The organism is Mesorhizobium sp. M0998 (genome assembly GCF_040318885.1).
Classification (GTDB): domain Bacteria; phylum Pseudomonadota; class Alphaproteobacteria; order Rhizobiales; family Rhizobiaceae; genus Mesorhizobium.
In genome coordinates this window covers 71174-96290 of the sequence record NZ_JAMYND010000020.1, presented here as the reverse complement: position 1 = coordinate 96290, position 25117 = coordinate 71174, and the positions used below count along the sequence as shown (strand labels likewise).

The 25117-nt window shown below is 62.3% G+C and carries 24 protein-coding genes, 1 tRNA gene and 1 riboswitch; of the genes, 11 read left to right on the top strand and 14 right to left on the bottom strand.

Annotated elements, in window-relative coordinates:
- Nucleotides 1-7: 7 nt before the first annotated feature.
- Complete coding sequence (locus NKH59_RS19910; RefSeq protein WP_353022805.1) at nucleotides 8-910, top strand: histone deacetylase family protein; 903 nt, start codon at nucleotides 8-10, stop codon at nucleotides 908-910.
- 4 nt (nucleotides 911-914) lie between these two features.
- Here NKH59_RS19910 and NKH59_RS19905 read toward each other — a convergent pair whose 3' ends face one another.
- On the bottom strand, nucleotides 915-1178 hold the full coding sequence (locus NKH59_RS19905) for a DUF6460 domain-containing protein (RefSeq protein WP_023677362.1): 264 nt from the start codon (nucleotides 1176-1178) through the stop codon (nucleotides 915-917).
- 131 nt (nucleotides 1179-1309) lie between these two features.
- Here NKH59_RS19905 and NKH59_RS19900 point away from each other — a divergent pair.
- A tRNA-Gly gene (locus NKH59_RS19900) sits at nucleotides 1310-1383 on the top strand.
- Nucleotides 1384-1699: 316 nt separating this feature from the next.
- On the opposite strand, the gene NKH59_RS19895 is transcribed toward NKH59_RS19900, so the two are convergent.
- The gene (locus NKH59_RS19895; RefSeq protein WP_352685289.1) at nucleotides 1700-2689 is read right to left on the bottom strand and encodes a LysR family transcriptional regulator; all 990 of its coding nucleotides are present in this window, start codon (nucleotides 2687-2689) and stop codon (nucleotides 1700-1702) included.
- Between the two features lie 317 nt (nucleotides 2690-3006).
- Here NKH59_RS19895 and chvE point away from each other — a divergent pair, with 317 nt between their 5' ends.
- The 4 genes from chvE (at nucleotide 3007) to araD1 (ending at nucleotide 8173) form a co-directional block, all read left to right on the top strand.
- Entirely contained in the window at nucleotides 3007-4071 is a 1065-nt protein-coding gene (gene chvE / locus NKH59_RS19890; protein WP_352470121.1) for a multiple monosaccharide ABC transporter substrate-binding protein, read from the top strand.
- Between the two features lie 99 nt (nucleotides 4072-4170).
- The gene (gene mmsA, locus NKH59_RS19885; protein ID WP_352470119.1) at nucleotides 4171-5703 is read left to right on the top strand and encodes a multiple monosaccharide ABC transporter ATP-binding protein; all 1533 of its coding nucleotides are present in this window, start codon (nucleotides 4171-4173) and stop codon (nucleotides 5701-5703) included.
- The gene (mmsB, locus tag NKH59_RS19880; RefSeq protein WP_292659525.1) at nucleotides 5700-6992 is read left to right on the top strand and encodes a multiple monosaccharide ABC transporter permease; all 1293 of its coding nucleotides are present in this window, start codon (nucleotides 5700-5702) and stop codon (nucleotides 6990-6992) included. Before mmsA ends, mmsB begins: the two co-directional genes overlap by 4 nt.
- 188 nt (nucleotides 6993-7180) lie before the next feature.
- The gene (gene araD1, locus NKH59_RS19875; protein WP_352613920.1) at nucleotides 7181-8173 is read left to right on the top strand and encodes an AraD1 family protein; all 993 of its coding nucleotides are present in this window, start codon (nucleotides 7181-7183) and stop codon (nucleotides 8171-8173) included.
- A 30-nt stretch (nucleotides 8174-8203) separates the two neighbouring features.
- Here araD1 and NKH59_RS19870 read toward each other — a convergent pair whose 3' ends face one another.
- Nucleotides 8204-9298 carry a 2'-deoxycytidine 5'-triphosphate deaminase gene (locus NKH59_RS19870; protein ID WP_352470117.1) on the bottom strand — a complete coding sequence of 365 codons (1095 nt, stop codon included), beginning with the start codon at nucleotides 9296-9298 and terminating at the stop codon, nucleotides 8204-8206.
- Between the two features lie 135 nt (nucleotides 9299-9433).
- Nucleotides 9434-9511: riboswitch (SAM riboswitch) on the top strand.
- A 70-nt stretch (nucleotides 9512-9581) separates the two neighbouring features.
- Between NKH59_RS19870 and NKH59_RS19865 the strand changes: the two genes are divergently transcribed.
- Nucleotides 9582-10772 (top strand): O-succinylhomoserine sulfhydrylase, encoded by a 1191-nt coding sequence (locus tag NKH59_RS19865; protein ID WP_352541307.1) that lies wholly within the window; start codon nucleotides 9582-9584, stop codon nucleotides 10770-10772.
- A 37-nt stretch (nucleotides 10773-10809) separates the two neighbouring features.
- Here NKH59_RS19865 and NKH59_RS19860 read toward each other — a convergent pair whose 3' ends face one another.
- Nucleotides 10810-11964 (bottom strand): glycosyltransferase, encoded by a 1155-nt coding sequence (locus tag NKH59_RS19860; protein WP_353022803.1) that lies wholly within the window; start codon nucleotides 11962-11964, stop codon nucleotides 10810-10812.
- A gap of 227 nt (nucleotides 11965-12191) precedes the next feature.
- Here NKH59_RS19860 and apaG point away from each other — a divergent pair, with 227 nt between their 5' ends.
- On the top strand, nucleotides 12192-12584 hold the full coding sequence (apaG, locus tag NKH59_RS19855; RefSeq protein ID WP_352470114.1) for a Co2+/Mg2+ efflux facilitator ApaG/CorD: 393 nt from the start codon (nucleotides 12192-12194) through the stop codon (nucleotides 12582-12584).
- A 6-nt stretch (nucleotides 12585-12590) separates the two neighbouring features.
- Here the strand turns inward: apaG and NKH59_RS19850 are convergent, their stop codons facing one another.
- The 3 genes from NKH59_RS19850 to NKH59_RS19840 form a co-directional block, all read right to left on the bottom strand.
- The gene (locus NKH59_RS19850) at nucleotides 12591-13601 is read right to left on the bottom strand and encodes an Hsp33 family molecular chaperone (protein ID WP_352501705.1); all 1011 of its coding nucleotides are present in this window, start codon (nucleotides 13599-13601) and stop codon (nucleotides 12591-12593) included.
- Nucleotides 13602-13763: 162 nt separating this feature from the next.
- Nucleotides 13764-14675 carry an ornithine carbamoyltransferase gene (argF, locus tag NKH59_RS19845; RefSeq protein ID WP_353022801.1) on the bottom strand — a complete coding sequence of 304 codons (912 nt, stop codon included), beginning with the start codon at nucleotides 14673-14675 and terminating at the stop codon, nucleotides 13764-13766.
- Nucleotides 14676-14689: 14 nt separating this feature from the next.
- On the bottom strand, nucleotides 14690-15889 hold the full coding sequence (locus tag NKH59_RS19840; RefSeq protein WP_353022800.1) for an aspartate aminotransferase family protein: 1200 nt from the start codon (nucleotides 15887-15889) through the stop codon (nucleotides 14690-14692).
- Between the two features lie 355 nt (nucleotides 15890-16244).
- On the opposite strand from NKH59_RS19840, the gene NKH59_RS19835 reads away from it, so the two are divergent.
- A complete protein-coding gene (locus NKH59_RS19835) occupies nucleotides 16245-16769 on the top strand; it encodes a GcrA family cell cycle regulator (RefSeq protein ID WP_023677348.1) in 525 nt (174 codons plus the stop codon).
- A gap of 90 nt (nucleotides 16770-16859) precedes the next feature.
- On the opposite strand, the gene NKH59_RS19830 is transcribed toward NKH59_RS19835, so the two are convergent.
- From NKH59_RS19830 to NKH59_RS19820, 3 genes are all read right to left on the bottom strand, one after another.
- Nucleotides 16860-17867, bottom strand: coding sequence for a magnesium and cobalt transport protein CorA (locus NKH59_RS19830; RefSeq protein ID WP_023677347.1), 1008 nt, complete (start codon nucleotides 17865-17867; stop codon nucleotides 16860-16862).
- A 116-nt stretch (nucleotides 17868-17983) separates the two neighbouring features.
- A complete protein-coding gene (phoU, locus tag NKH59_RS19825) occupies nucleotides 17984-18709 on the bottom strand; it encodes a phosphate signaling complex protein PhoU (RefSeq protein WP_023677346.1) in 726 nt (241 codons plus the stop codon).
- A gap of 117 nt (nucleotides 18710-18826) precedes the next feature.
- Nucleotides 18827-20089: an ATP-binding protein gene (locus NKH59_RS19820; RefSeq protein ID WP_352501704.1), complete on the bottom strand. Its 1263-nt coding sequence runs from the start codon at nucleotides 20087-20089 to the stop codon at nucleotides 18827-18829.
- 197 nt (nucleotides 20090-20286) lie between these two features.
- Between NKH59_RS19820 and ppk2 the strand changes: the two genes are divergently transcribed.
- On the top strand, nucleotides 20287-21189 hold the full coding sequence (ppk2, locus tag NKH59_RS19815; protein ID WP_352501703.1) for a polyphosphate kinase 2: 903 nt from the start codon (nucleotides 20287-20289) through the stop codon (nucleotides 21187-21189).
- Nucleotides 21190-21213: 24 nt separating this feature from the next.
- Here ppk2 and NKH59_RS19810 read toward each other — a convergent pair whose 3' ends face one another.
- From NKH59_RS19810 to NKH59_RS19800, 3 genes are all read right to left on the bottom strand, one after another.
- Entirely contained in the window at nucleotides 21214-21963 is a 750-nt protein-coding gene (locus tag NKH59_RS19810) for an enoyl-CoA hydratase-related protein (protein ID WP_023677343.1), read from the bottom strand.
- 15 nt (nucleotides 21964-21978) lie between these two features.
- Entirely contained in the window at nucleotides 21979-22617 is a 639-nt protein-coding gene (locus NKH59_RS19805; protein WP_023677342.1) for an acyl-homoserine-lactone synthase, read from the bottom strand.
- A gap of 97 nt (nucleotides 22618-22714) precedes the next feature.
- Nucleotides 22715-23446 (bottom strand): helix-turn-helix transcriptional regulator, encoded by a 732-nt coding sequence (locus NKH59_RS19800; protein ID WP_352470107.1) that lies wholly within the window; start codon nucleotides 23444-23446, stop codon nucleotides 22715-22717.
- Nucleotides 23447-23717: 271 nt separating this feature from the next.
- Between NKH59_RS19800 and NKH59_RS19795 the strand changes: the two genes are divergently transcribed.
- Nucleotides 23718-24569, top strand: coding sequence for an ABC transporter substrate-binding protein (locus NKH59_RS19795; RefSeq protein WP_353022799.1), 852 nt, complete (start codon nucleotides 23718-23720; stop codon nucleotides 24567-24569).
- Between the two features lie 14 nt (nucleotides 24570-24583).
- Here the strand turns inward: NKH59_RS19795 and NKH59_RS19790 are convergent, their stop codons facing one another.
- A complete protein-coding gene (locus tag NKH59_RS19790; RefSeq protein ID WP_353022797.1) occupies nucleotides 24584-24994 on the bottom strand; it encodes a tellurite resistance TerB family protein in 411 nt (136 codons plus the stop codon).
- Nucleotides 24995-25117 lie beyond the last annotated feature (123 nt).

Here is a 25117-nt window from a genome sequence, read left to right as displayed (position 1 = left end):
CCGCCCCATGCCCTTGCAGATCGTTCATCATCCCGACTATGACGCCGGCTTCGCCGTCAACCACCGCTTCCCGATGAGCAAATATCCGCTGCTGATGGATGCGTTGCGGGCACGCGGCCTGGCACGTCCCGAAGCGCTCAACAAGCCGGAGGCGGCGCGGCCATCATGGCTGAAGCTTGCCCACGCGGCAGACTATGTCGACCAGGTGCTTGCCTGCAAAGTGCTGGTGGCGATCGAGCGCGAGATCGGCTTTCCCGTCGGACCGCGGGTTTCGCTGAGGGCGCAGCTCGCAACGGCCGGCACGGTGCTGGCGGCGCGGCTGGCGTTGCTGAACGGCATCGCCTGCAACACCGCCGGCGGCAGCCATCATGCACGGCGCGCGCAAGGCGCCGGCTTCTGCACCTTCAACGACGTAGCCGTTGCCGCGCTGGTGCTGCTCGCCGAAGCTGCTGTCCAAAACATCCTGGTCGTCGACCTCGACGTGCATCAGGGCGACGGCACGGCGGATATCCTGAACGACGAGCCGCGCGTGTTTACCTTCTCCATGCATGGCGACCGCAACTACCCCGCGCGCAAGATCGCCTCCGATCTCGATGTCGCCCTGCCCGACGACGCCGGCGATGCAGCCTATCTGGAGCGGCTGGACGCCATCCTGCCGGAGCTGTCGGCGCGAAGGCGCTGGGACCTCGTCTTCTACAATGCCGGCGTCGATGTCCATGTCGAGGACCGGCTCGGCAGGTTGTCGCTCACGGATGACGGGCTGCGCGCCCGCGACGATATGGTGATCCGCCATTTCCGCACGCTTGGCATACCGGTATGCGGCGTTATCGGCGGCGGCTATTCGACGGATGTCGCAGCACTTGCTGCACGGCATGCCATCCTGTTCGAGGTGGCGGCGGGCTACGCCTGAAAATTCACTTCCGGTAGTTAGCGATCCTGAGCAGGATGAAGGCCGGCACGACGATCGCGGCACCGAGCAGGATGTAGCCGAGAAAGCGGTCGATGGCGTGGAAGCCCAAATTCCACAGGTCGATGAAGAATTTGCGAATGCCATAAAGCACATCCATCGGCGACCAGCCGAAGGCATTCATGACCAGCCCGACGAGGAACGACACCACAAGCAGCTTCAGGATCACCCGGAGCGGCGTATCGCCGAGAAAGCGGTTCAGTGCGGACAAGCCTGTCTCCACAGTCGGGTGCCGCGATTCGGGCACATGCCTAGAAATACGCAGTTGATAGCCCTGCATCAAGCCGAGCCCTCAAACCGGATTGCGCATCGGCGCCGGGCCATGATATCGGAGGAACCAGCGCGGGTATGATGTAATGGTAGCTTGTCAGCTTCCCAAGCTGAACGCGCGGGTTCGATTCCCGCTACCCGCTCCAGCTTTTGCCCCCCGGTGCATTGCACTTGTTCTGGCCAAGCTGAAAACCAGCGGATTTATAGGCAGTTTTACAGCCCGGGCTGGCCGTCTTTCATCTGTTTGGCCGATGTGCCAGTTCGTGGAATATCTCACATTGAGGGTCGGCGGGGCCTCGAATGACCCCAACCGGAAAGTCTACCCTTGGTCCGCTGGCTTCTGCTGGCGGGCCTTTTTTGAGCATCAGGCAGTAGTGGCCGACGTGCATCGGCGCCGCTGCTGGCGGGCCTGTCTGGTCGTCTGGCCGGCCACGGGATGCGCTCCGCTTGCCGCTCCAGCCCTTATCCCACCTCCCGCAGAATAAAGTCGTGCAGCATCTTGGCTGCCGGTGACAGCGCGCGGTTCTTCACCGTGATCAGGCTGTAGGGCCTGACCTCGATGTCGAATTCAGTCTGGACAACATCGATGGCGCCGGCCAGGCCTTCGGGGTTCTGGATGAACTTCGCGACCTGGATCGAAACCGGCGCAATGGCGTCGGATTGCGCGACCATGACCAGAGTCAATAGCAGCGAGCTGGTGTTGAGGATGCGGTCCGGCAGCGCGATGTTGCGGTTCAAAAAGTTGCTTTCCATCGCCTGGCGCAGCGGCGAGCCGCCCGACTGGAAAACCCAGTCATAGGCGGCGGTGTCTTCCAGCCGCACCGCCTTGCCCTTGGTCAGCGGGTGGCCGCGGCGCACGATCAGGCAGGCTTTCTCGACGCCGATGACGCGCGCTTCGAACAGCCGCGGATTGAGGTCGTCGGGGATGCGGGCGATGATGAAATCGTGGCGCGAGGCGATCAGCTCGCGTGCCAGGACGTTCGAGGTCTCGACCTGCATGGTGATTTCGATGCGCGGATAAAGGCGCCGGATCTCGCGGATCGCCGGCACCGCCAGCTCGATCGCCGGTGCTGTCACCGCGCCCAGGAATACCGAGCCGCCCTTGCCCGCCTTGAGCTCGAAAATCTCGCGGTCGACCTCACGCATCTCGAGCAGGATCGATCGCGCGCGCCGTGCCAACGCCTTGCCATAGGGTGTCAGCGTGATGCCGCGCGGCAGCCTTTCGCAGAGCTTGACGTCGAGCACGGCCTCCATCTCGGCTATCATGCGCGAGGCCGCCGGCTGCGAGATGTTCATGACCTGGGCCGCGGCGCTCACTCGGCTGTGCTCGTCGAGGGCTGCGATCATACGCATGTGACGCAGGCTCAAGCCGCTGCGCAGCAAGGTTCCGCCATCACCCGGGATTTCATCGTAACTGGCTGATATTCCGCCAGGATTTCGCAGCGCTGCCATGATTCTTCCCTACTCTTACGCCCAGCGCCCTGGCAGGATCCGGCAGCGTCGTCACTAGCCTAAGCCATATCAGTCTCGATATAGCAACCATCAAAGATCGCATTTGACAGTTATGGCAAAGCGACACACCCTTCGCGCGTCCTGAGGCTTGACGGTCGGTGACGAGGGAAAACTCGTATCGATTGAAACCAGAGTCTCGGGGCCGATTGGGAGGATACCGGAGATCGATTGACGGCAGCGGCGCGTTTGGCGCTCCTGCACGATTGCGCGGCCCACGAAACCCAAGGGTACGCGTCCATCAACCAGGGAGAGTTAATGTGAAGATTATCAAGACACTGGCCGCCGTCGCGGCCCTAGGCATCGCGGCCATGACGCTGCCGGCGCAGGCGGGCGAAGGCCTGATCGGCGTGCTGATGCCCACCAAGACCTCGCAGCGCTGGATCAACGACGGCGACGCCGTCAAGTCCCAGCTCGAGGCTCTGGGCTACACTGTCGACCTGCAGTACGCGCAGGACGACATTCCGAACCAGCTCAGCCAGCTGGAAAACGAAATCACCAAGGGCCCGAAGGCGCTGATCATCGCTTCGATCGACGGCACCACGATGGGCGATGCGTTGCAGAAGGCGAATGACGCCGGCGTTGTCGTCGTCGCTTACGACCGCCTGATCAAGAAGACGCCAAATGTCGACTACTACACCACCTTCGACAATTTCGGCGTCGGCGTCATCCAGGCCAAATCGCTGCTCAAGGGTCTCGGTTATCCCGAGAAGAAGGGCCCGTTCAACATCGAGCTGTTCGGCGGTTCGCCGGACGACAACAATGCGTTCTTCTTCTATAACGGCGCCATGTCGGTTCTTCAGCCGCTGATCGACGACAAGACCCTCGTCGTGAAGTCCGGCCAGATGGGCATGGACAAGGTCGGCACGCTGCGCTGGCTGGCGGCAACCGCCCAGGCCCGCATGGACAATCTGCTCTCCGCCAACTACTCGGACGGCAGCCGCGTCGATGGCGTGCTCTCGCCCTATGACGGCCTGTCGCGCGGCATCATCGCTTCGCTGCGCGCCGTAGGCTACGGCACCGCCGATCAGCCATGGCCGATCGTCACCGGACAGGACGCCGAGACCGCTTCGGTCAAGGCGATCATCGCCGGCGAACAGTATTCGACCGTGTTCAAGGACACCCGCGAACTCGCCAAGGCGACGGTCGAACTCGTCGACAAGGTGCTCTCGGGCGGCAAGCCGGAAGGCCTCGACACCACGACCTACAACAACGACGTCAAGGTCGTTCCCTCGATCCTGTTGACACCGCACGACGTCGACAAGTCGAACTATCAGTCCCTGGTGGTCGATTCCGGCTACATCAAGGCCGAAGAGCTGAAGTAATCGCGGTTACAAAGCCTGGGGTCCTGCGCAGGCAGGGCCCCTTTTCGTTGGCGAGCCAGCCCGGTATTGTTTGCGGACCTCGCAGGAGTGGTATTCTCAATGGCATCGACGATTTTGGAGATGTGCGACATCACCAAGACGTTTCCCGGCGTCAAGGCGCTGTCGAACGTCAAGCTCATGGTCGAGGAAGGCGAGATCCATGCCGTGGTCGGCGAGAACGGCGCTGGCAAGTCGACGCTGATGAAGGTGCTGTCGGGTGTGTATCCGTCCGGCACCTATGACGGCCAGATCATCTATCGCGGCGATGAGTGCCATTTCAAAGGCATCCATGACAGCGAGCGCAAGGGCATCGTCATCATCCACCAGGAGCTTGCGCTGGTGCCGATGCTGTCGATCGCCGAAAACATCTTTCTCGGCAACGAGCACGCCAGATACGGCGTCATCGACTGGAATGCCAATGAGGCGCGCACCAGCGCCCTGCTCAAGAAGGTCGGCCTCAAGGAAGACCCCAACACGCTGATCACCAATATCGGCGTCGGCAAGCAGCAGCTGGTCGAGATCGCCAAGGCGCTCAGCAAGGAAGTGAAGTTGCTCATTCTCGATGAGCCGACCGCGAGCCTGTCCGAAAAGGACAGCCAGGCGCTGCTCGATCTGCTGCTCGAATTCAAGCGGCAAGGCATCACTTCGATCCTGATCTCGCACAAGCTCAACGAGGTGAACCGGGTCGCCGACAAGGTCACCATCATCCGTGACGGGCGGACTATCGAGACGCTGGCCAAGAAGGACATCTCGGAGGACCGCATCATTACCTCGATGGTCGGCCGTTCGCTCGACGACCGCTATCCGCCGCGCGAGCCGAAGATCGGCGAGACCGTTCTCGAAGTGAAAAACTGGTCGGTCTACCACCCCATCCATGCCGAGCGGCAGGTCATCAAGGGTATCAACCTCAACGCCCGCAAGGGCGAAGTGGTCGGCATTGCCGGGCTCATGGGTGCCGGCCGGACCGAGTTTGCCATGAGCCTGTTCGGCCGGTCCTATGGCCGTCGCATCACCGGCGAGGTGTTCCTCAACGGCAAGCCGATCGACGTCTCTTCGGTGAGCAAGGCGGTGGAACACGGCATCGCCTACGTTACCGAGGACCGCAAGACCTACGGGCTCAACCTGATCGACCACATCAAGCACAACATCACGCTGGCCAACCTGCCCGGCGTGTCGCGCCACGGCGTGATCGACGATTTGCGCGAGCTTTCGGTCGCCAACGATTATCGCGGCAGGACCAATATCCGCGCCTCGAGCGTCTACCAGATGACCGGCAACCTTTCTGGCGGCAATCAGCAGAAGGTGGTGCTGTCGAAATGGCTGTTCGCCAATCCGGAAGTGCTGATCCTCGACGAGCCGACACGCGGTATCGACGTCGGCGCCAAGTATGAAATCTATACGATCATCGCGCGTCTCGCCTCCGAGGGTAAGGCAATCATCGTCATCTCGTCGGAAATGCCCGAACTGCTCGGCATCACCGACCGCATCTACGTCATGAACGAAGGACGCATCGTCGGCGAAATGGCGGCAAGCGACGCCAGCCAGGAAAAGATAATGCGCGCCATCGTCCGCGGAGAAGGAAAAGCATCATGAGCACCGAAAGCGCTCCCGGGCCGCAGACCGGCGTTGCCCAGGATCTACAACAGGGACCTCGCATTGCCGTCTCGGCGCTGGTCACCAACCTGCGCGAATACGGGTTGGTGCTGGCGTTGATCGCAATCATGGTGTTCTTCCAGTTCACCACGTCCGGAACGCTGTTCAAGCCGGTGAACCTCAGCAATCTCGTGCAGCAGAACAGCTTCATCATCGTGATGGCGCTGGGCATGCTTCTGGTGATCGTTTCGGGCCACATCGATCTCAGCGTCGGCTCCGTCGCCGGCTTCATCGGCGCGCTGGCGGCGATGATGATGGTCATCTGGCCGCTTGGCCCATTGAGCAATCCGCTGGTGGTGTCGATCATCTGCCTGATCGTCGGTGGTGCGATCGGCGCGGCACAAGGCTACTGGATTGCCTATCACCGAATACCGAGCTTTATCGTCACGCTGGCGGGCATGCTGATCTTCCGCGGCATCTGCCAGGCGCTGCTGGGTGGCGGGTCTTCCGTAGGGCCGCTTCCCGTCGGCTTCAAGGCGCTCAGTTCCGGCTTCATTCCGGACCTGATCGGCCCATTGACGCTGATACCGCCAACCGTGAACGCCGCCGGCAAAACCATTGTCGGCAGCGGCCTGACGCTGCACCTGACGACGATCGTGATCGGCCTCGTCGCCGTGCTCGCCTATGCCTATTTCGGGCTCAGGGCACGGCGCACCCGCGAGAAGCATGGCTACGAAGCCGAGCCCTTCTCGCTGTTCGTCGTCAAGACCCTGGTGATCAGCGCGCTGGCGCTGTTTCTCGTCTACCAATTCGCCACCTATAGGGGCCTCCCCATCGTTCTCATGGTGATGGGCGTGCTGATCGCGTTGTTCGTCTTCGTTACCAAACGCATGACGATCGGCCGTCGCATCTATGCGATGGGCGGCAATGCCAAGGCAGCCCAGCTATCGGGCATCAAGACCGAACGGCTGACGTTGATGGTGTTCATCAATATGGGCGTGCTGTCGGCACTCGGCGGCCTGATTATCGCAGCGCGCCTGGGGCAGGCTGTGCCGGCGGCCGGCCTCGGCAGCGAGCTCGACGTCATCGCCGCGGTGTTCATCGGTGGCGCTTCGGCGATGGGCGGCGTCGGCCAGGTGATCGGCGCGGTGGTCGGCGGCTTCATCATGGGCGTCATGAACAACGGCATGTCGATCATGGGCGTCAATGTCGACTGGCAGCAGGTGGTCAAAGGCCTGGTGCTGCTCGGCGCCGTCGTCTTCGACGTCTACAACAAGAACAAGGCTTGAGAGGCAACCAGGAGGCATACGGGTCACATCGCGGCGCTGCCGGGCGCAAAGAAGTCCCCCGAGGGACCTGATCCGCGAGCGCAATCCGGACGAAGAATTTCAACCGAGGCGCGGACAGGGGTCCGGGCCGCGCAGGGTAGGGTTTGCCGAGAAAGGGCAGGCCAGCCCACAATTCAGAGAGGGTTACCATGCTGATCTCACAAATCCTCGACGACGCCGAGACGATCCGCGTCGTTGCCCGCAACGGCGGCAAGACCCGCGTCATCAACGGCGCCCGCAGCGTCTATTCGCTGGCGATGGAAGCCGCGCGTACCGGCAGCGGGCTTGTCGCCCTGATCGAGCGCAAGGGCTTCGGCGAAACCGTCGATCTCGACGCAGCCTACAAGAAGGGCCGGCTGCTGTCGCCGATCAACCATCCCGATCCGGCGCATCTCCATCTCACCGGCACCGGGCTGACGCATCTCGGCTCCGCCGCGACCCGCGATTCCATGCACAAGAAGCTCAGCACGGACGGCGAGGAACAGCTGACCGATTCCATGAAGATGTTCCGCATGGGGCTTGAGGGCGGCAAGCCGGCGAAGGGCCAGATCGGCGTGCAGCCGGAATGGTTCTACAAGGGCAACGGCACCATGGCGGTGGCGCCCGGTGCGGCGCTTATGTCGCCCGCCTTCGCCCAGGATGCCGGCGAGGAGCCGGAAATCGCCGGTATCTATGTGATCGGCGACGACGGCGCCCCGTTCCGCGTCGGCTTCACGCTGTCTAACGAGTTTTCCGACCATGTCACCGAGCGTGTGAACTATCTCTTCCTTGCCCATTCCAAGCTGCGCAATGCTTCGTTCGGGCCGGAGATCCTGATCGGCGATCTGCCGTCCGATATCCGCGGCACTTCGCGCATCCTGCGCGACGGCAAGCTGCTTTGGGAAAAGCCGTTCCTGTCGGGCGAGGCGAACATGTCGCACACCATTGGCAATCTCGAGCATCACCACTTCAAATACTCAGCCTTCCGCCAGCCGGGCGACGTGCATGTGCACATGTTCGGCACGGCGACGCTGTCCTTTGCCGACGGCGTCAGGACCGAGGCCGGTGACGTATTCGAAATCGAGGCGCAGGATTTCGGCCTGCCACTGCGCAACCCGCTTGAAATCGAGCAGCCGGTGAAGGTCGCCGTGAAGGCACTTTGAGCCGGGCGTAGCCCGGAAGTGAGAGGAAGGTCAGCGCGCGGCGCGGAAATGCTTGGACAGTTTCAGGCCCTGTGCCTGATAGTTCGAGCCGAGATCAGTGCCGTAGAGCGCCCGCGGCCGTTTCAGCATGTGCTCATAGACCAACCGTCCGACGATCTGGCCGTGGTCGAGGATGAACGGCACTTCGTGGCTGCGTACCTCGAGCACCGCCCGGCTGCCGGTGCCGCCCGACGCCGAATGGCCGAAACCCGGGTCGAAGAAACCGGCATAATGGACGCGGAACTCGCCGACCAGCGGATCGAAGGGCGTCATTTCGGCGGCGTAGAGCGGCGGCACATGCACCGCCTCGCGCGACACCAGAATATAGAATTCGTCCGGATCGAGCACCAGCTCGCCGGCACCGCTCTTGTAGAGCGGCTCCCAGAAATCGACGACATCCTGCGCGGCGCGCTTGTCGACGTCGACGAGGCCGGTGTGGTGCTTGCCGCGATAGCCGACCAGCCCGTCCTTGTCGCCGTCGAGGTCGATCGATAGCGCGATGCCCCCGCCTGAGATGTTGGGTGGTTCGGTGGCGACCAACATTTCGGCGCGGTGCAACTCGTGCAACTCGTTTTCCGACAAGAGCGCATTGCCGGTGCGGAACCTGATCTGCGACAGCCGCGAGCCGGTCCGCACGACGATCGGGAAAGTGCGCGGGCTGACCTCCAGGTAGAGCGGGCCTTCATAGCCGGCGGCGATCTTGTCGAACTCGTGGCCGCGGTCGGTCATTACCCGAGTGAAGATATCGAGCCGTCCGGTCGAGCTTTTCGGGTTGGCGGAGGCGGAAATATGGGCGGGCAGCGCCAGGCTTTCGAGCAGCGGCACGATGTAGACGCAGCCGGTTTCCAGCACAGCACCTTCGGCGAGGTTGATCTCGTGCAGCTTCAGCCGGTCGAGCTTGTCGGCAACCCTGTGGTCCGGGCCGGGCAAGAAGGAAGCACGCACCCGCCAGGCCTTGTCGCCGAGCCTGAGGTCAAGGCTGGCCGGCTGGATCTGATCGGCATCGAGCGTGCGCGGCGATTTCAGCGCGCCCGTCTGGAACAGCGCGGAAATATCCTGATCGGGAAGAATGCCTGTCTGCCGCAAGGGTCTGGCTCCGTTCGAACGCCGGGCGAGGTCTTGTTCTGTCGCAGGTCCGACCGTGGACGCGTTTGGCACCTGCTTGGTACAACCCTCTTAATCATGCCGGCAATTGACGCAAGCGTGGCGCGGGTCTAAAGCTCGTTATCCCGTGGTGATTTGGCCGGTCGGCTTGCAGCCACGTTAAACAAGTCGCTAAAGGACCGTCGGGCCGCAAGGCCATATGGACCGGTTGCGACTTTCGCGACCGGTTTTTTGTTGTTTGGACCAATTTTGGTGTTTGGATGGAATGATGACCAAGAAGCGCGACTGGAAGCCTCAGACCGCACTCGTGCATGCCGGAACGCTGCGTTCCGGCTTCGGCGAGACCTCCGAGGCGATGTATCTCACCCAAGGCTATGTCTACGAGACGGCGCAAGCGGCGGAGGCCCGCTTCAAGGGCGAGGAGCCGGGCTTCATCTATTCGCGCTATGCCAATCCGACGGTCGACATGTTTGAGAAACGCATGTGCGCGCTGGAAGGAGCCGAAGACGCGCGCGCCACGGCATCCGGCATGGCGGCGGTGACGGCAGCACTGCTGTGCAGCGCCAAGGCGGGCGACCATATCGTGGCGGCGCGCGCGCTGTTCGGCTCCTGCCGCTGGGTGGTCGAGACGCTGGCGCCGAAATACGGCATTGAGGCAACGCTGGTCGACGGCACCGACATCGCCAATTGGGAAAAGGCGGTCAAGCCAAACACCAAACTGTTCTTCCTGGAAAGCCCGACCAATCCTACGCTGGAAGTGATCGACATTGCCGCCGTCGCGGCACTTGCCAATGCGATCGGCGCCAGGCTGATCGTCGACAATGTGTTCGCCACGCCCTTGCAGCAGAAACCCCTGCAGCTCGGCGCCCACATCGTCGTCTATTCGGCCACGAAGCATATTGACGGCCAGGGGCGCTGTCTTGGCGGCATCGTTCTGTCGGACAAGAAATGGATCGACGAGAACCTGCATGACTATTTCCGCCACACCGGCCCAAGCCTCTCGCCCTTCAATGCCTGGACGCTGCTGAAAGGCCTGGAGACGCTGCCGCTACGCGTACGCCAGCAGACGGAAAGTGCCGGCCGCATCGCGGATTTCCTGGCCGAGCGCCCGCAAATCGCCCGTGTCATCTATCCCGGCCGTGCCGACCACCCGCAAGCGGCCGTGGTCAAGAGGCAGATGTCGGGTGGCTCGACGCTGATCTGCATGGATGTGAAGGGCGGCAAGCAGGCGGCCTTTGCCTTCCAGAACGCACTCGACGTCGTGCTCATTTCCAACAATCTCGGCGACGCCAAGAGCCTGATCACCCATCCGGCGACGACGACGCACAAGAACTTGACCGATGAGGCCCGCGCCGAGCTCGGCATCGGACCGGGAACGCTCAGGCTGTCAGTTGGCCTTGAGGACGCCGACGACCTGCTCGAAGACATCGAGCAGGCACTGAGAGTTGCCGGATAAGGGCTGGCCGAACAGAGGCGAGCGGGAACGCGCCCGATCAGGCGCCGGACGGGGTCTCTTCCAGCTCCGCGACGGTCTTTGTCTGGATAGTCATCACGTTGCCGCGCCAGTCGACGGCGCCGCTCAGCCATCCGCGCGCCCAAATGGCGGGAAGCATCAGGTCTCGCGCCATCATCGCCGGGATCGTGCGCGGCGACAGGTGCCATCCCTTAGCCGAGGCCAAAGCGCATTCCGGCAGGTAGGCCGCGACCAGCACGGCGATGGCGGTTGCCGGCAGGCTGACGCCGGCGTCAGCCGCCGCGATCAGCGCAAGCACCAGCGGCGGCGCCGCGCCGATCAGGATCTCGGGGGCGAAGAACAGCGCGAAGGTGACGCGGCGCAGCCGCGCCCAGCGCGCCTGCCGCGACCAGATCTCGCCAAGCGTGCGCCGGCCGAGCGGCTGTTCGAAGGGCGAGGCGACAAGATTGACCCGCAGTCCGAGCCCGTTGACCAGCTTGGTCGCGGCGGCGTCCTCGGCGATCTCGGCGGCAAGCGCGCGGATGCCGCCATTGGCGTCGAGCATCGGCTTGTTCCACAACATGCTCTTGCCCTGCGCGAAGCCGAGGCCGAGCGCCTCTCCGGCGTACTGCCAGCGTGCCTGCAGCGTGTTGAGAAAGGCGCATTCGACCTCCCCCCAGAAGCCGTCCGGCCGCGAGCCGATCGGCGTCGAGCAGACGAGGCCGGTGTCGTGCCGCCATGCCGCCATCAGCTGCTGGACGTAGTCGCTCGGCATAAGCACATTGGAATCGGCAAGGATGACCCAGCGATAACGCCCCGCCTCCCAACCCTTCACGCAATTGTTGAGTTTTGGATTGCCGCTGATGCGGTCGTCACCGACTAGAAGGCGGGCGCGAATAGCTGGAAAGCGCGCCATTGCGGCGGTGATCGGCTTGACCACCGGGTCGTCGGCATGGGCAACGCAGAAGATGAGTTCGTAGCGCGGCCAGTCGAGTGAGAAGGCGCGCTCCAGCGTCTCTTCGGCAAACGGCTCGATGCCGCGCGCCGGGATGACGATCGATACCGGCGGCGCGTTGGCCGCGGGCGGTGCGATCCTGGCTGGTCGCTTCAGCTTCAGCGAAGCTAACAGGATGCTGGCGAGATTTGAAAGAAGGAGGGCTATGGAAAGGAGGGCGGCTGCGAATGTCGGTTCCATCGAGATCTGGTCACTCCAGAAGTGCCGGCCGCATGACGGCCGTTTTCAACAATTCGACAGAACGCTGAGTCGCCCGGCACAAGCCTGCACACCATCATTGTCATGTGTCACTTAAATGACATTGTTTTTCGGCACCTGCGCTCGAGTCGGGCAAGGAGATGACGCGCATCGTTGATCAAACTGCGCTGAGCGTCGAAAGTTCCATCTACATTGCTTTGGAGCAGTTTATGTACAGCGCCGTCACCCGCAACATCGAAGTGCAGGTCAGGCCGTTCTATCTGGAGGATCACTCCGACCCTCCGCAAAACCGCTATGTCTGGGGATATCAGGTGACCATCGACAATCAGTCGGATGAGTTCGTGCAGCTTCTGTCGCGCTACTGGCACATTACCGACGGCACCGGCAAGGTCGAGGAAGTGCGCGGCCCCGGGGTCGTCGGCGAGCAACCCGGACTCAACCCCGGCGACAGCTATCAGTATACGTCTGGATGCCCGCTCTCGACGCCATCCGGCATCATGGTCGGGCACTACACCATGCGCAACAGGCGGGGCGAGACGTTCGACGTCGCCATCCCCGCCTTCTCGCTCGACTTGCCGGGAATGCGGCGCACCGTCAATTGACGGCCGTCATCCGGCCGCTGCAAACTCCGCCGGGTCGAAGTCATATTGCTTCGAGCAGAATTCGCAGGCGACGTGAATGCTGCCATCCTCGGTGCTGTCCCTGATCTCCTCGGCGGAAAAGCCTTCAAGGATGCCGTGGATCTTCTCCCTCGAGCATGAGCACTGGTCGGCGACCGGCACCCCGCCGAACACGCGGACGCCATGCTCGTGGAAAAGCCGGTAAAGCAGCCGTTCGGCACCGATCGTCGGATCGATCAGCTCGGTCGGTTCAATAGTACCAAGCAGCGCCAGCAGCTCCTGCCAGGAATTGTCGGTCGGGTCGTGGATTTCCTCACGCGGATCGCCGTCGCCACCTGGAAGGTCGGGTACGCGCATGCGCTCCGCCGACTGCGGCAGGAATTGTGCCAGCAGGCCACCGGCCCGCCATTGTTCGCGGGCACCGCCGACGCCGGGCGTCAGAAGCTTGGCAACCGAAAGCCGGAGGTCGGTCGGAATCTGCTCCGACTGGCGGAAATAAGTGCGTGCGGCATCTTCCAGTGTGACGCCGTCGAGCTGGACGATGCCCTGGTAGCGTTGCGTGTGGGCGCCCTGGTCGATGGTCAGCGCCAGGACGCCGCTGCCGAGCAGCGTCTGCGGTGACGTCTCGCCGGCAGAAGTCAAAGCCTGCAGCCGGTCGGCATCGAAGCGGGCATAAGCGCGCAGCGCGTGCGGCGTGGAGAAATCCGCGACCAGCATGTCGACCGGCCCGTCGGTGCGGGTCTGCAGAATGAACTTGCCCTCGAACTTCAGCGAAGTTCCGAGCAATACCGTCAACACACAGGCTTCAGCCAGGAGCCGGGCGACCGGCTCGGGATAGTCGTGACGGCTGAGAATAGCATCGAGCATCGGCCCGAGCTGGACGGTGCGACCGCGCACGTCGAGCGGGCCGACCTCGAACGGCACGACATGGTCGTCGCCGGCGTAGCCGAATTCGCCGAGCTTGGGTTTATGTTCAGCCAATTGATGAGTTTCCAACATGACAAAGCTCCGGGGCGCGGCGATGCCGCCCTCCGGGGCGCATGCGACGAGACGCGCTCGATTTGCGTGATGCGCCTGAGATAGGCACCACCAACTCCCGGATCAAGGCGGCCCAGATCAAGGCGGCGCAGATCAGGCCGGCGCGGATCACCGCGGCTCGTATCAAACGCCCAGGCACCAGGCCAGGACTGCCTTCTGGGCATGGAGCCGGTTCTCGGCCTCATCGAACACCACCGAATGCGGTCCGTCGATGACCTCGTCGGTAACCTCCTCACCGCGATGCGCCGGCAGACAGTGCATGAACAGCGCATCCGGCTTGGCTTTCGCCATCAGTGCCGCATTGACCTGATAGGGCAGGAAGACATTGTGGCCGCGGGCACGGTGCTCCTGGCCCATCGACACCCAGCAGTCGGTGACGATGCAGTCGGCCTTGTGAACGGCCTCCTCGGGCGAACGGGTGAATTTCAGCTTGCCGCCATTGGCTTTCGACCAGTCGACATGCTTCTGGGCCGGTTCGCTGCCCTCTGGCACGGCGACATTCAGCTTGAAATGGAACCGCGCGGATGCCTCCAGCAGCGAATGCAGCACGTTGTTGCCGTCGCCGGTCCAGGCGATCGTTTTACCGGCCACCGGACCGCGGTGCTCTTCGAAGGTCATGATGTCGGCCATCAGCTGGCAGGGGTGGGTCTCGTCGGTCAGCCCGTTGATGACGGGGACCGTAGCGTTTTCCATCAGTTCCAGCAGCCGGTCATGCGAGGTGGTGCGGATCATGATGGCATCGACATAGCGCGACAGCACCTTGGCTGTGTCAGCAATGGTCTCCGAGCGGCCAAGCTGCATCTCGGTGCCGGTCAGCATGATCGTCTCGCCACCCAACTGCCGCATACCGACGTCGAACGACACGCGCGTGCGCGTCGACGGCTTGTCGAAGATCATCGCCAGCACCTTGCCTTCGAGCGGCTTGCTGCGTTCGCCGGCCTTGAGCCTTGCCTTTCGCACCGCTGCGTCGTCGAGCATGAAGCGCAGATCGCCTTCGGAAACGGCGGAAAGATCGGTGAAATGGCGAAGGGACATCAGGAATTCCAGGATTACTTCGCAGCGGCAGCGACGATGGCATCTGCCAGGCTCTTGGCGCCGGCACGAATGCGCTCGAGCGCTTCGCGGATCTCGGCGTCGGTGACGGTGAGAGGCGGCAGCAGGCGGATAACGTTGTCGCCGGCCGGAACCGTCAAGAGATGCTGGTCACGCAGTGCCACCGTGACCTTGGTGTTGGGCATCGCGCATTTAAGCCCGAGCATCAGGCCGGTGCCCCTGATGCTTTCGATAACATCCGGAAATTCGTCGGCGACACCAGCGAGCCCCTGCTTCAACAGCAGTGCCTTGCGCCGGACGTCTTCGAGAAAGCCGTCTTCCAGCACCACGTCGAGCACGGCGTTGCCGACCGCCATTGCCAGCGGATTGCCGCCGAAGGTGGTGCCGTGCACGCCGGCGGTCATGCCGACCGCTGCCTCGTCGGTGGCGAGGCAGGCACCCATCGGGAAGCCGCCGCCGATGCCTTTGGCCACCGCCATGAGGTCGGGTGTGACACCCGCCCATTCATGCGCGAACAGCTTTCCGGTGCGGCCGACGCCGCATTGGACCTCGTCGAAAATCAGGAGCAGTCCGTGCTGATCGCAGAGCTGCCTGAGCCGCTTCAGCGATTGCGTCGGCACTTGCCTGATGCCGCCCTCGCCTTGTACCGGCTCGATCAGGATCGCCGCGGTTTCAGGCGTGATCGCCTTCTCGGCGGCATCCACATCGTCGAAACCGACCTGGTCGAAGCCGTCGACCTTGGGGCCGAAACCTTCCAGATACTTGTACTGACCGCCGGCGGCGATGGTCGCCAGGGTGCGGCCGTGGAAGGCGCCTTCGAAGGTGATTGTGCGGTAGCGTTCGGGATGGCCCTTGACGAAGTGGTAGCGCCGCGCCGTCTTGATGGCGCATTCGAGCGCCTCTGCGCCGGAATTGGTGAAGAACACCTTGTCGGCAAAGCTTGCGTCGGCCAGCCGCTCGCCGAGCCGGCTCTGTCCCGGAATCTCGTACAGATTGGAGACGTGCCAGAGCTTGGCGGCCTGCTCGGTGAGGGCCGCGACCAGATGCGGATGGCTGTAGCCCAACGAATTCACGGCGATGCCGCCGGCGAAATCGAGATATCGCTCGCCCTTGTCGGTGACCAGCCAGGTGCCTTCACCGTGGTCGAAAGCCAGGGGTGCGCGAACAAAGGTCTCGAAAAGCGCCGAACCGCTCATTATATGCGTCTCCGGAACCGGAAAAATCAAAAAGCCGCCAAAGCGGCGGCCCTTGTGGCTTATCGTGTTTTTCGGCCGTGAAGTCAACGAAAAGGTCGCGCAAGGTCGCGCGGCAAGCCCCCCAGCATAACGCCGGCTCCTAAGCGACCGGGCAAGTTGGGGAAAACCGAAAAAACCGATTCGTGTTGGCCTTGGGACTCTTGTCACCGAGTCAGCGCATAAGGTAATTGTAGCAGAGAAATAACTAGATTTCGTGCGGCGGACCTAATCACCCGATATATGTGGTGTCTGCCCGGCAGAAGCCGGGTCGGGAATGGATTCCGATTGCCGCACGTTTCAGCAGGAGCGCGGTCTCATGAACTGGACTGACGAGCGAGTCGAACTTCTCAGAAAATTGTGGTCGGAGGGCCTCAGCGCCAGCCAGATCGCCGCACAGCTTGGCGGGGTCAGCCGCAATGCGGTCATCGGCAAAGTGCACCGGCTGAAACTGTCCGGTCGCGGACGCACGACCGCCTCACCGGCACGCCAGAAGAAGACGGTGCAGGGATCGACGATCCAGAAATCGGTGTCCCGGGCAGCAAGCGCCACGCGCCATGCCACCACCTCGATGTCGATCGGTGCGACCGCGCTCAAGGCGCAGTTCGATGCCGAACCGGTGGCGCGCCACTATATCCGCCCGGTCGAGAACGTCGTCGTGCCGATCTCGCGGCATCTGCAACTTGTCGAACTCAACGAGCGCACTTGCAAATGGCCGAACGGCGATCCGCTTTCGGAAGACTTCCATTTCTGCGGCAACGACGCCGCCGAAACCGGCCCCTACTGCAAGTACCACGCCCGCGTGGCGTTCCAGCCGGCATCGGAGCGGCGGCGGAGCAGGTGAATGGTGAATGGTGAATGGTGGCGGGCTGAGCTTGGAGTAAGAAAGCAAGGCTCTTGCCTAGCCCTATTCACTATTGATCATTCACCCACTTCATAGCCACCCATTCTTGCGAAACCGCCAGTAAAGAAACGTGCAGATCAGGGCAATTGCCGCCAGGACGGCCGGGTAGCCATATTCCATCCTCAGTTCCGGCATGTCGCTGAAATTCATGCCGTAAATGCCGGCGAATGCCGTCGGCACGGCCAAGATTGCGGCCCATGAGGCAAGCTTCTTGGAGATCGCCGTCTCCTGGCTTTGACCGACCAGAAGGCTCGCCTCGAAGGCGAAGGCGAGAACCTCACGCAGGCTGTCGATCTTTTCCTGGACAGTGCGGATGTGGTCGGTGACGTCGCGAAACAGCGGGTGCATGGCTGTGTGGATTTGCGGCAGATCGGCGCTGGTGAGCCGCCGGCAGACCTCCACCAGCGGCAGGGCCGCATTACGCAGGCGCAAGAGATCGCGGCGCAGCATGTAAAGCCGTTCGATATCGGAGCCGGTCATCGGTTTCAGCAGAACCTTGTCCTCGATCGCCTCGACCTCGTTTTCGATCTGCTCAAGCACCGGCATATAGTTGTCGACGATGAAATCGAGAATGGCGTAGAGGACGAAATCCTCGCCCTTGGCAAGGGAATGCGGGCAGCTTTCCCAATGCTGGCGAACGGCGGCGTAGGAGGTCGACGGGCCATGCCTGACGCTGACGATGTAGCCCGCGCCGACGAACAGATGCGTCTCGCCGAAGGTGACGCGGCTGTCGATCAGCTGCGCCGTGCGGGCAACGATGAACAGGGCATCACCATATTGCTCGATCTTCGGTCGCTGGTGCGGATGCTCGGCGTCCTCGATCGCCAGCTCATGCAGATGGAATTGCGCCTGGACGCGCAGCAACAAATTGCGGTCGGGCTCCAGCAGTCCGATCCAGACCACGTGGCCCGGCTTCCCGGCCCATTCGCCGGCTTCCTCGATCGGAATGTCGGCGATGCGCCGCCCAGCCGTATAGACGCCGCAAGCGATTATACCCGACATCGGCGGCGCAGGAGCAAACTCGCGGACATATTCCATCGCAGCCTCCTGAAGGCGTGGCCTTCATCGCGGAACTGAGAAGTCGGCGCGTCGAAAGCTTAGCGCAATTTTCTGTCGGGTGGCGAATCCGAAATTCGCATCAGTGCTGAGAGAACTCACTTCGCTGGTTGGGTTGCGGGAAGAATAATCTTGTCCGTCTTATCGCCCTTCGGACGATCGGCCGGCATCTGGTCGCCGGTGACGATATAGTAGATCGTCTCGGCGATGTTGGTGGCGTGGTCGCCGATGCGCTCGATGTTCTTGGCGCAAAACAGGAGATGTGTGCAGGGCGTGATGTTGCGTGGGTCTTCCATCATGTAGGTCAGCAATTCGCGAAACAGAGAGGTGTACATGGCGTCGATCTGGTCGTCGCGGTCGCGCACGAAACCGATTTTCTCCACCGACCGCGACGCATAGACGTCGAGTACTTCCTTGAGCTGGGTCAGTGCCAGATTGGCCAAAGCCTCGAGGCCGCGGAACAGGCTGTTCGGCTGGCGCCCGTCTGCGACGGCAACCACCCGCTTGGCGACGTTCTTGCCGAGGTCGCCTACCCGTTCGAGGTCAGCCGAGATGCGGATCGCGCCGACGATCTCGCGCAGATCCGTCGCCATCGGCTGGCGTTTGGCGATGATGATGATCGCCTTGTCGTCGATCTCGCGCTGTCCCTCATCCAGAACCAGGTCGTCCCGAATGACTTTCTGGGCAAGCCCCGGATCCGCATTGACCAGCGCCGCGACCGCCTGCTCGACCATGCGCTCGGCATGCCCGCCCATCGCAGCGATGCGCTTCGACAGATATTTCAGCTCCTCGTCATAGGCGCTGACGATATGCACGGACTGCATGGACGAAATGCCTTCCCGGGATCTCGTGGTTGAGTCGTTCCCTCGAATCCCCGCTGATACGCTAGCCGGATGACAGAAAAAAGAAACGGCCCATTATGTGCTAGAGATAGTACTACGTTAGCGAGCCGGCAAATGGACCGTGAACGCCGCACCCTTGCCGATCTCCGACCTGATGGAGAGTCTGGCGTTGTGGCGGGTCAGGATATGCTTGACGATGGACAGGCCAAGGCCGGTGCCCTTCTGGGTTCGGCTGTTCTCGACGTCGACGCGGTAGAAACGCTCGGTGATGCGCGGGATGTGCTCTTCGGGGATGCCGGGGCCGAAATCCCTGATGGTGACGTCGATGCCCGGTTCGGGATCGCTGTCGCTGCGTATGATCGACACCACGACACGTCCGCCCGACTGACCATATTTGCAGGCGTTTTCCAGCAGATTTTCGAAGACCTGGAAAAGCTCGTCCCGATCGCCGGCCACGTCGAGCGGCCCTTCCGCGAAATCACGCTCGATGACGACGCCGTTTTCCTTTGCGAGCGGCCCAAGCGAATCGATGACGCTGTCGATGGCCTGGCGCACGTCGACCTCGGTTCCCGGCTTGAGATAGGGCTTCATCTCCAGGCGCGACAGCGACAGAAGGTCGTCGATGAGGCGCGCCATGCGGCTGGTCTGGTTCTGCATGATCTGCAGGAACTGCTCGCGCGCCGCGGGGTCGTTGCGGGCCGGCCCGCGCAGCGTCTCGATGAAGCCGGCGATCGAGGCGAGAGGCGTGCGCAGCTCGTGGCTGGCATTGGCAATGAAGTCGGCACGCATTCTGTCGATCCGGCGCGCCTCACTCTGGTCCTTGAACACCAGCACGTAGAGATCCGTGGCATGGCCGACTGAAGACGCGCTCACCCGATAGGCTCGTTCGACCGGCAGCTTTTCTATGTAGTCGACGCTGTCCGAAGCGACGTTGCCCGCCAAGATGCTATCCAGCAAGGCCTGCATTTCCGGCGCGCGGAATTTCAGCGACAGCGACATGCCGGGGGCAATCCCACCGAAGGCGGCAAAGGCAGCGGCGTTGGCGTGGACGATGGCGGCGGAGCGATCGAAAATGATCAGCGGATCGGCAACCGCCGCCGCGAGATATTCGCCGGAAAGTTGTTGCACGCCCGACTCGATGGCCGCGGCATTTTCGGTCGATTGGCGGGCGATGCCGGCCGGCAGCATCGCAGCGGCAACCAGCACGGCGCCAGCCAGCAGCACCACATAGCCAGACATGCCGGCAAAACCATAGACCATCAGAACCGCAACGAGACCGGCCGCCAGCAGCCAGCGGCTGTTCCACAGCCGCATGGCGACGGTTTGCGCCCTGCCTCTCCGCTCTGTGCCGATGTCGGCCATTTGCGCTCCGTCTGCGGCCACTTCAAGAACTTCTTGCTGGACCGGCGCTAGAGCGCAGTGCGTCCAATTGGGCGCACAAAGGACGCTCTACCTCTTTATCTGCTGCATCGTTCTTTCCGAAAATCGATTCCGATTTTCGGGCCGATGCAGTAAGGCTCCCAATAGCACGAGTCCGGAAGCTGGAAAGGTTCGCCTCGATGAAAAACGCCAACGAAAGCCCCGCCGCACCCTCATCGGGGCCGCTGAAGATCATGATCGACGGCAAGGAGAGGGCGTTCGACATCGAGGCCCCCGCGCTTCCCGACTGGGTCGAGGACCGCAAGCTCACTGCCGGCGGTTACCCTTACGACAAGAAGATGAAGAGCGAGGAGTATGACGAGAGGCTAGAGAAGCTGCAGATCGAGCTGGTCAAGGCGCAGGCGTGGCTGCAGTCGACGGGCAAGCGGGTAATGTCGCTGTTCGAGGGGCGCGACGCTGCCGGCAAGGGCGGCACGATCTTCGTTTTGCGCCAGTATCTGAACCCTCGCACGGCGCGCAACGTGGCGCTGACCAAGCCAACGCCCACCGAGCTTGGACAATGGTACTTCCAGCGCTACGTCGACCACTTCCCGACGTCGGGCGAATTCGTCACCTTCGACCGCTCCTGGTATAACCGCGCCGGCGTTGAACCGGTGATGGGATTCTGCACGCCCGAGCAGCACGAGCAATTTCTGGACGAGGTTCCGCATTTCGAGCGGATGATTCGCAACGAGGGCATACATTTCTTCAAATTCTGGCTGAACATCGGCCGGGAAACGCAGCTCGAGCGATTCCACGACCGCCGCTGGAGCCCGCTGAAGAGCTGGAAGTTTTCGCCAATCGACATCGCCGGCATCAGCAAATGGGACGAATACACCAAAGCGCGCGACCTGATGGTCGAGCGCACGCACAAGGAGTTCGCGCCCTGGATCATTGTGCGGGCGAACGACAAACGGCGCGCGCGGCTGGCCGTCATGCAGCGCATTCTCCTTTCGCTTCCCTATGACGGCCGCGACCTCGACGTCATCGGCAAGGAGGACAAGAAGATCATCGGCGAAGGGCCGACTTTCCTCGAAAAATAAGCTCACCTCATCGATACGCGGCTCTCATGCCGCCAGCCGGGCAATCCGCTGCAGTCGCTTCAGCGTGGTGTCGTCCTGCAGCGCCTGCTGGAAAAGCGAGATCTCCTGATCGATGCGGTCGCAGAGCGCGCCGGTGTCGCCCCTAAGCAGGTCGCGCGTCTGTAGCAGCGCCGCGACAGGCTTCTTGGCGAGTTGCCTGGCTCTTGCCAACGTGGCTTCCTCGACGCTGCCGTCCGTCACGATCTCGCCGACAAGGCCCAGTGCCCTGGCATCTTCGGCGGCGAGCGTGTCGCCCAGGCAGAAGAAGCGGAACGCCCCGGCATAGCCGAGCTTCTGCGGCGCCAGAATGCTGGTCGCCGCGTCCGGCACCAGGCCGAAATCGACGAACGGCACCCGAAACGTGCTCTTGCTCGAGGCGATCACCATGTCGCAGTGGAACAGGATGGTGCAACCGACGCCGACGGCGTCGCCGTCGACACAGGCAAGGACCGGTTTCGGAAACGTCGCCAGCGTGCGGAACATATCGGTGACGGCGGCGATCAGTCGCCGATGTTTGGTGGCGTCGAGAAATTCGGAGAAATCGGCACCGAGGCAGAAGCACCCGGCCAAGCCGCGCAGGACCACTACGCGGACGTCGTCGTCGACAGCGGCTTCGTGGAATGTCCTGGCCAGGCTTTCATAGGCCCGCCTGTCCAGCACCGGGCGGCCGTCACCCGACGATACCGTGACGATCAGCGTGTGATTGCGGAATTCTGCTTTTGAGTGAACGTTCATGGCCTCTCTCCAATCTCACGAGGCGCGTCTCTGTCCGAGCATGTCCGGGTACCCTCTGGCCAGCACCGGCGCAAAGTGGTTGCGGCGCGAACGCACCACGTCGAGCGTGTGCTCGTTGAAGGTGAGCAGTGTGGCAACCACCTGCTGGTTGCCATAGGTACGCTGGTAACCGAGCGGCGTTGCAAGGAAATGCAGCTGCAGCGCGCGAAGCACCCACATCGGCTCGAATTCGATGATCACCTGGTTGACGTTGCGCTTCAGACCCCACTCGACGAAGCCGGCGATCAGCTCGGTGCCGACCGTCGACACGCCGCGCCGACCGTCGCGGAATCCCGGCGCAACCGCATAGCGGGTCAGTTCATAGACATTCGGGCCCGACGGTGGGGTTCCCTCATAAAGGTCCGCCAGCACATCGGTTAGAAGATGGGCCCGGGTTGTCGGCAACATCCGCTGATAACCGGCGAGCTCGCCATTGCGGATGACGATCTGGTGCACTGCCTCGTCGTGGTCGAATTGATCGATCTCGAGGCCATCAGGGCGCTGCAGATCGGTCCATCCCATCTCTTCGACGAAAACTCTGTAACGCAAACGATGAACTGCCTCCCAGAGGTCGGGCCGTTCCATCAGTTCCTGGGTTGTGAGGGAAAAAAGCATTTGCCGTCTCCTAGTTTCAATAGGAAGATACGGCCGTGCTTTCCCAAAAAAATTACGCGATCACGCAAGCAAGAATTTCTAGGCCGGCGCGGCCGACCTAGTTAATATAGCCGCGCCTTATCGCTTCCGCGACGGCCTGGACCCGGTTGACGGCACCGAGTTTGCTTTTGGCGTTAAGAAGGTGTTTCTCTGACGTGTGTTCCGAAATGCCGAGAATTTGTGAAATCTCCCATTCGGACTTGCCAACAGCAGCCCATTGCAGGCATTCGCGCTCACGCGGCGTTAATTCGACATGATCGATGGTTTTGCCCGCCATGGTGTGGAGCTGCATTGCGCGGCCAATCGCATAAGTCGAGACCAGCGACACCAACCCGAAATCGGCGCTCGACAATTCGACAGCCTCGCCGCCTAGCGACACCATGACGATCTGGCCATCGAGCGTGATTAGCGGAAAGGCCAACCCGTCGCGCAGCTTGAATTCCCCGGCATCGCCCATCACCTCGCCGCCGCTCTTGCCGATGCGGATGCCCTGAGATGCTTCCCGCCACTGGAATGGCGCTTGAAGCTGCTTCATGTGGCTGACGACGGGGTCGTGATCGACGTAGTTGCGCGCGACGTAGCGTTCAAGCCATTCAGCCGGCCAGTCGCAGAGCAGCACATGGTCCTTTTGCTGGTTTCTCGGCGTGCCAGGTTGCGGAACCGTCCCGGCCATCAGCGCCGTCAGCCCGAACCCGCTTGTTACCCCCAACAGCTTTTCGCAGACGGCGGCGGCTGTGCCGGCGTGCTGCAACTGATCTATCAACTCCAGCGTACGATCGAAATGACCCATCGCAACATCTACCCCATGTTGCCTTCCGCTCTTGAGGCCAATGGCAGTGATCAACCCGCACCACGCCATCAACCCCGGACTGCAAAGCTGCCTCCCCTGTGCGTCCTACTGCTCCTCTTCAGCCGGCATCACGCAGTCACTTGCAAACTCACTAAACAATATCCCTAAATTGCAATGATGAAACCAAAAACCGTCGCACCTGTGTTTTTTTCGTACAAAAACCTGTGTTATTTCGTACGAAAGCCGGGGCAAGACCGAACGGAGTCGTCGCGTGGCGTTTCGGCGCATATCCATTTCATTGATCTCGATATTGATCGGAGCGCAATCGCTTGCGGCTGCTGCGCTCGCCGCGGAGCCGCAGGTGCCCGTGTTCTGGGACGCCAAGGAGCGGCTGCCAAAGCCGGACCTTTCGATGCTGCCGCGGCTGCGATTCCTGACCACCACGGATTTCCCGCCGTTCAATTTCCTCGATGGGACAGGCCGGCTGTCGGGCTTCCATGTCGACCTGGCGCGCGCCATCTGCGCCGAGCTCGGCGTTGCCGAAAAATGCCAGATCCAGGCGCTGCCCTGGGCCGAGCTCGAAGGTGCGCTCGGGAAGGGCGAGGGCGAAGCGATCATTGCCGGCATCGCCGCGACGCCGGAGTCGCGGTCGAAATACGCATTTTCACGCTCCTACCTGCAATTTCCGGCCCGCTTCATCATGCTGAAGACACAGGCGCTGACCGAACCAATGTTCGACAAGCTGCGCAGCAAGCGTGTCGGCGTGATCGCCGGCTCCGCGCACGAGCGGATGCTGCGCGATTATTTCGGCGACGTCCAAATCGTCCCGTTCGCAAAGCCGGAGGAGCTTTATGGTGAGCTGAAAGCCGGCAAGATCGACGCCGCCTTCGGCGACGGCATGCGTTTCGCCTTCTGGCTCGGCGGTTCGGATGCAGCGGGCTGCTGCCGCTTTGCCGGAGGCCCCTATCTGGCGCCCGAATATCTCGGCTCAGGCATGGCAATCGCCACCAGGGCCGACGATCCGGCACTGGCCGCCGCTTTCGACTACGCGCTGCAGGAAATCTCGGTGAAAGGCACGTTCGCCGAGTTCTATCTGCGCTATTTTCCCGTCAGTTTTTTCTGAGCTTGGCCGCCGGCTCAGGTCAGTGTGCGAAGGCGGGCCTTGGCGGCTCGGGCAATGGCGGCGACCGTCAGCGCATCGAGGTCGAGTTCCCGGCGGACGAGCTGCAGAACGCGTACCTCCTCCAGGCGCATTTCGAGATCGACAGCTGCGACCTCGAAGGCGGCGGCATAGGCGGTGTCACGCAGGCGTTCGGGCAGCGCCTCGGCGACGCGCGCCAGGACGCCCTCCAGCCCATCCTTTTCATGCAGCATTTTCTGGCAGGCCTGGGCGACCTCGACCAGCCGCTCCTGGTTGAAATCCTCAAACACCGGCCAGGATCGAACGACGTCGCCGATCCGCGCCAGTTCGACGTCGGTCATGTCGCGGTCTGACGCCGAGGTGATGACCATCAGGTAGATCATGCCTTCGTGTGGCGACAATGGCATTTACAACTCCTTGAGATGGTCCCGAAGTTAGGAACGAGGGACCGGCGCCGCAAGGAAAAACAGCCGCGATCGTTGGCGCTCCGATCACGCCTTGGAACTTGATCCATCCTGACTATCGGGACG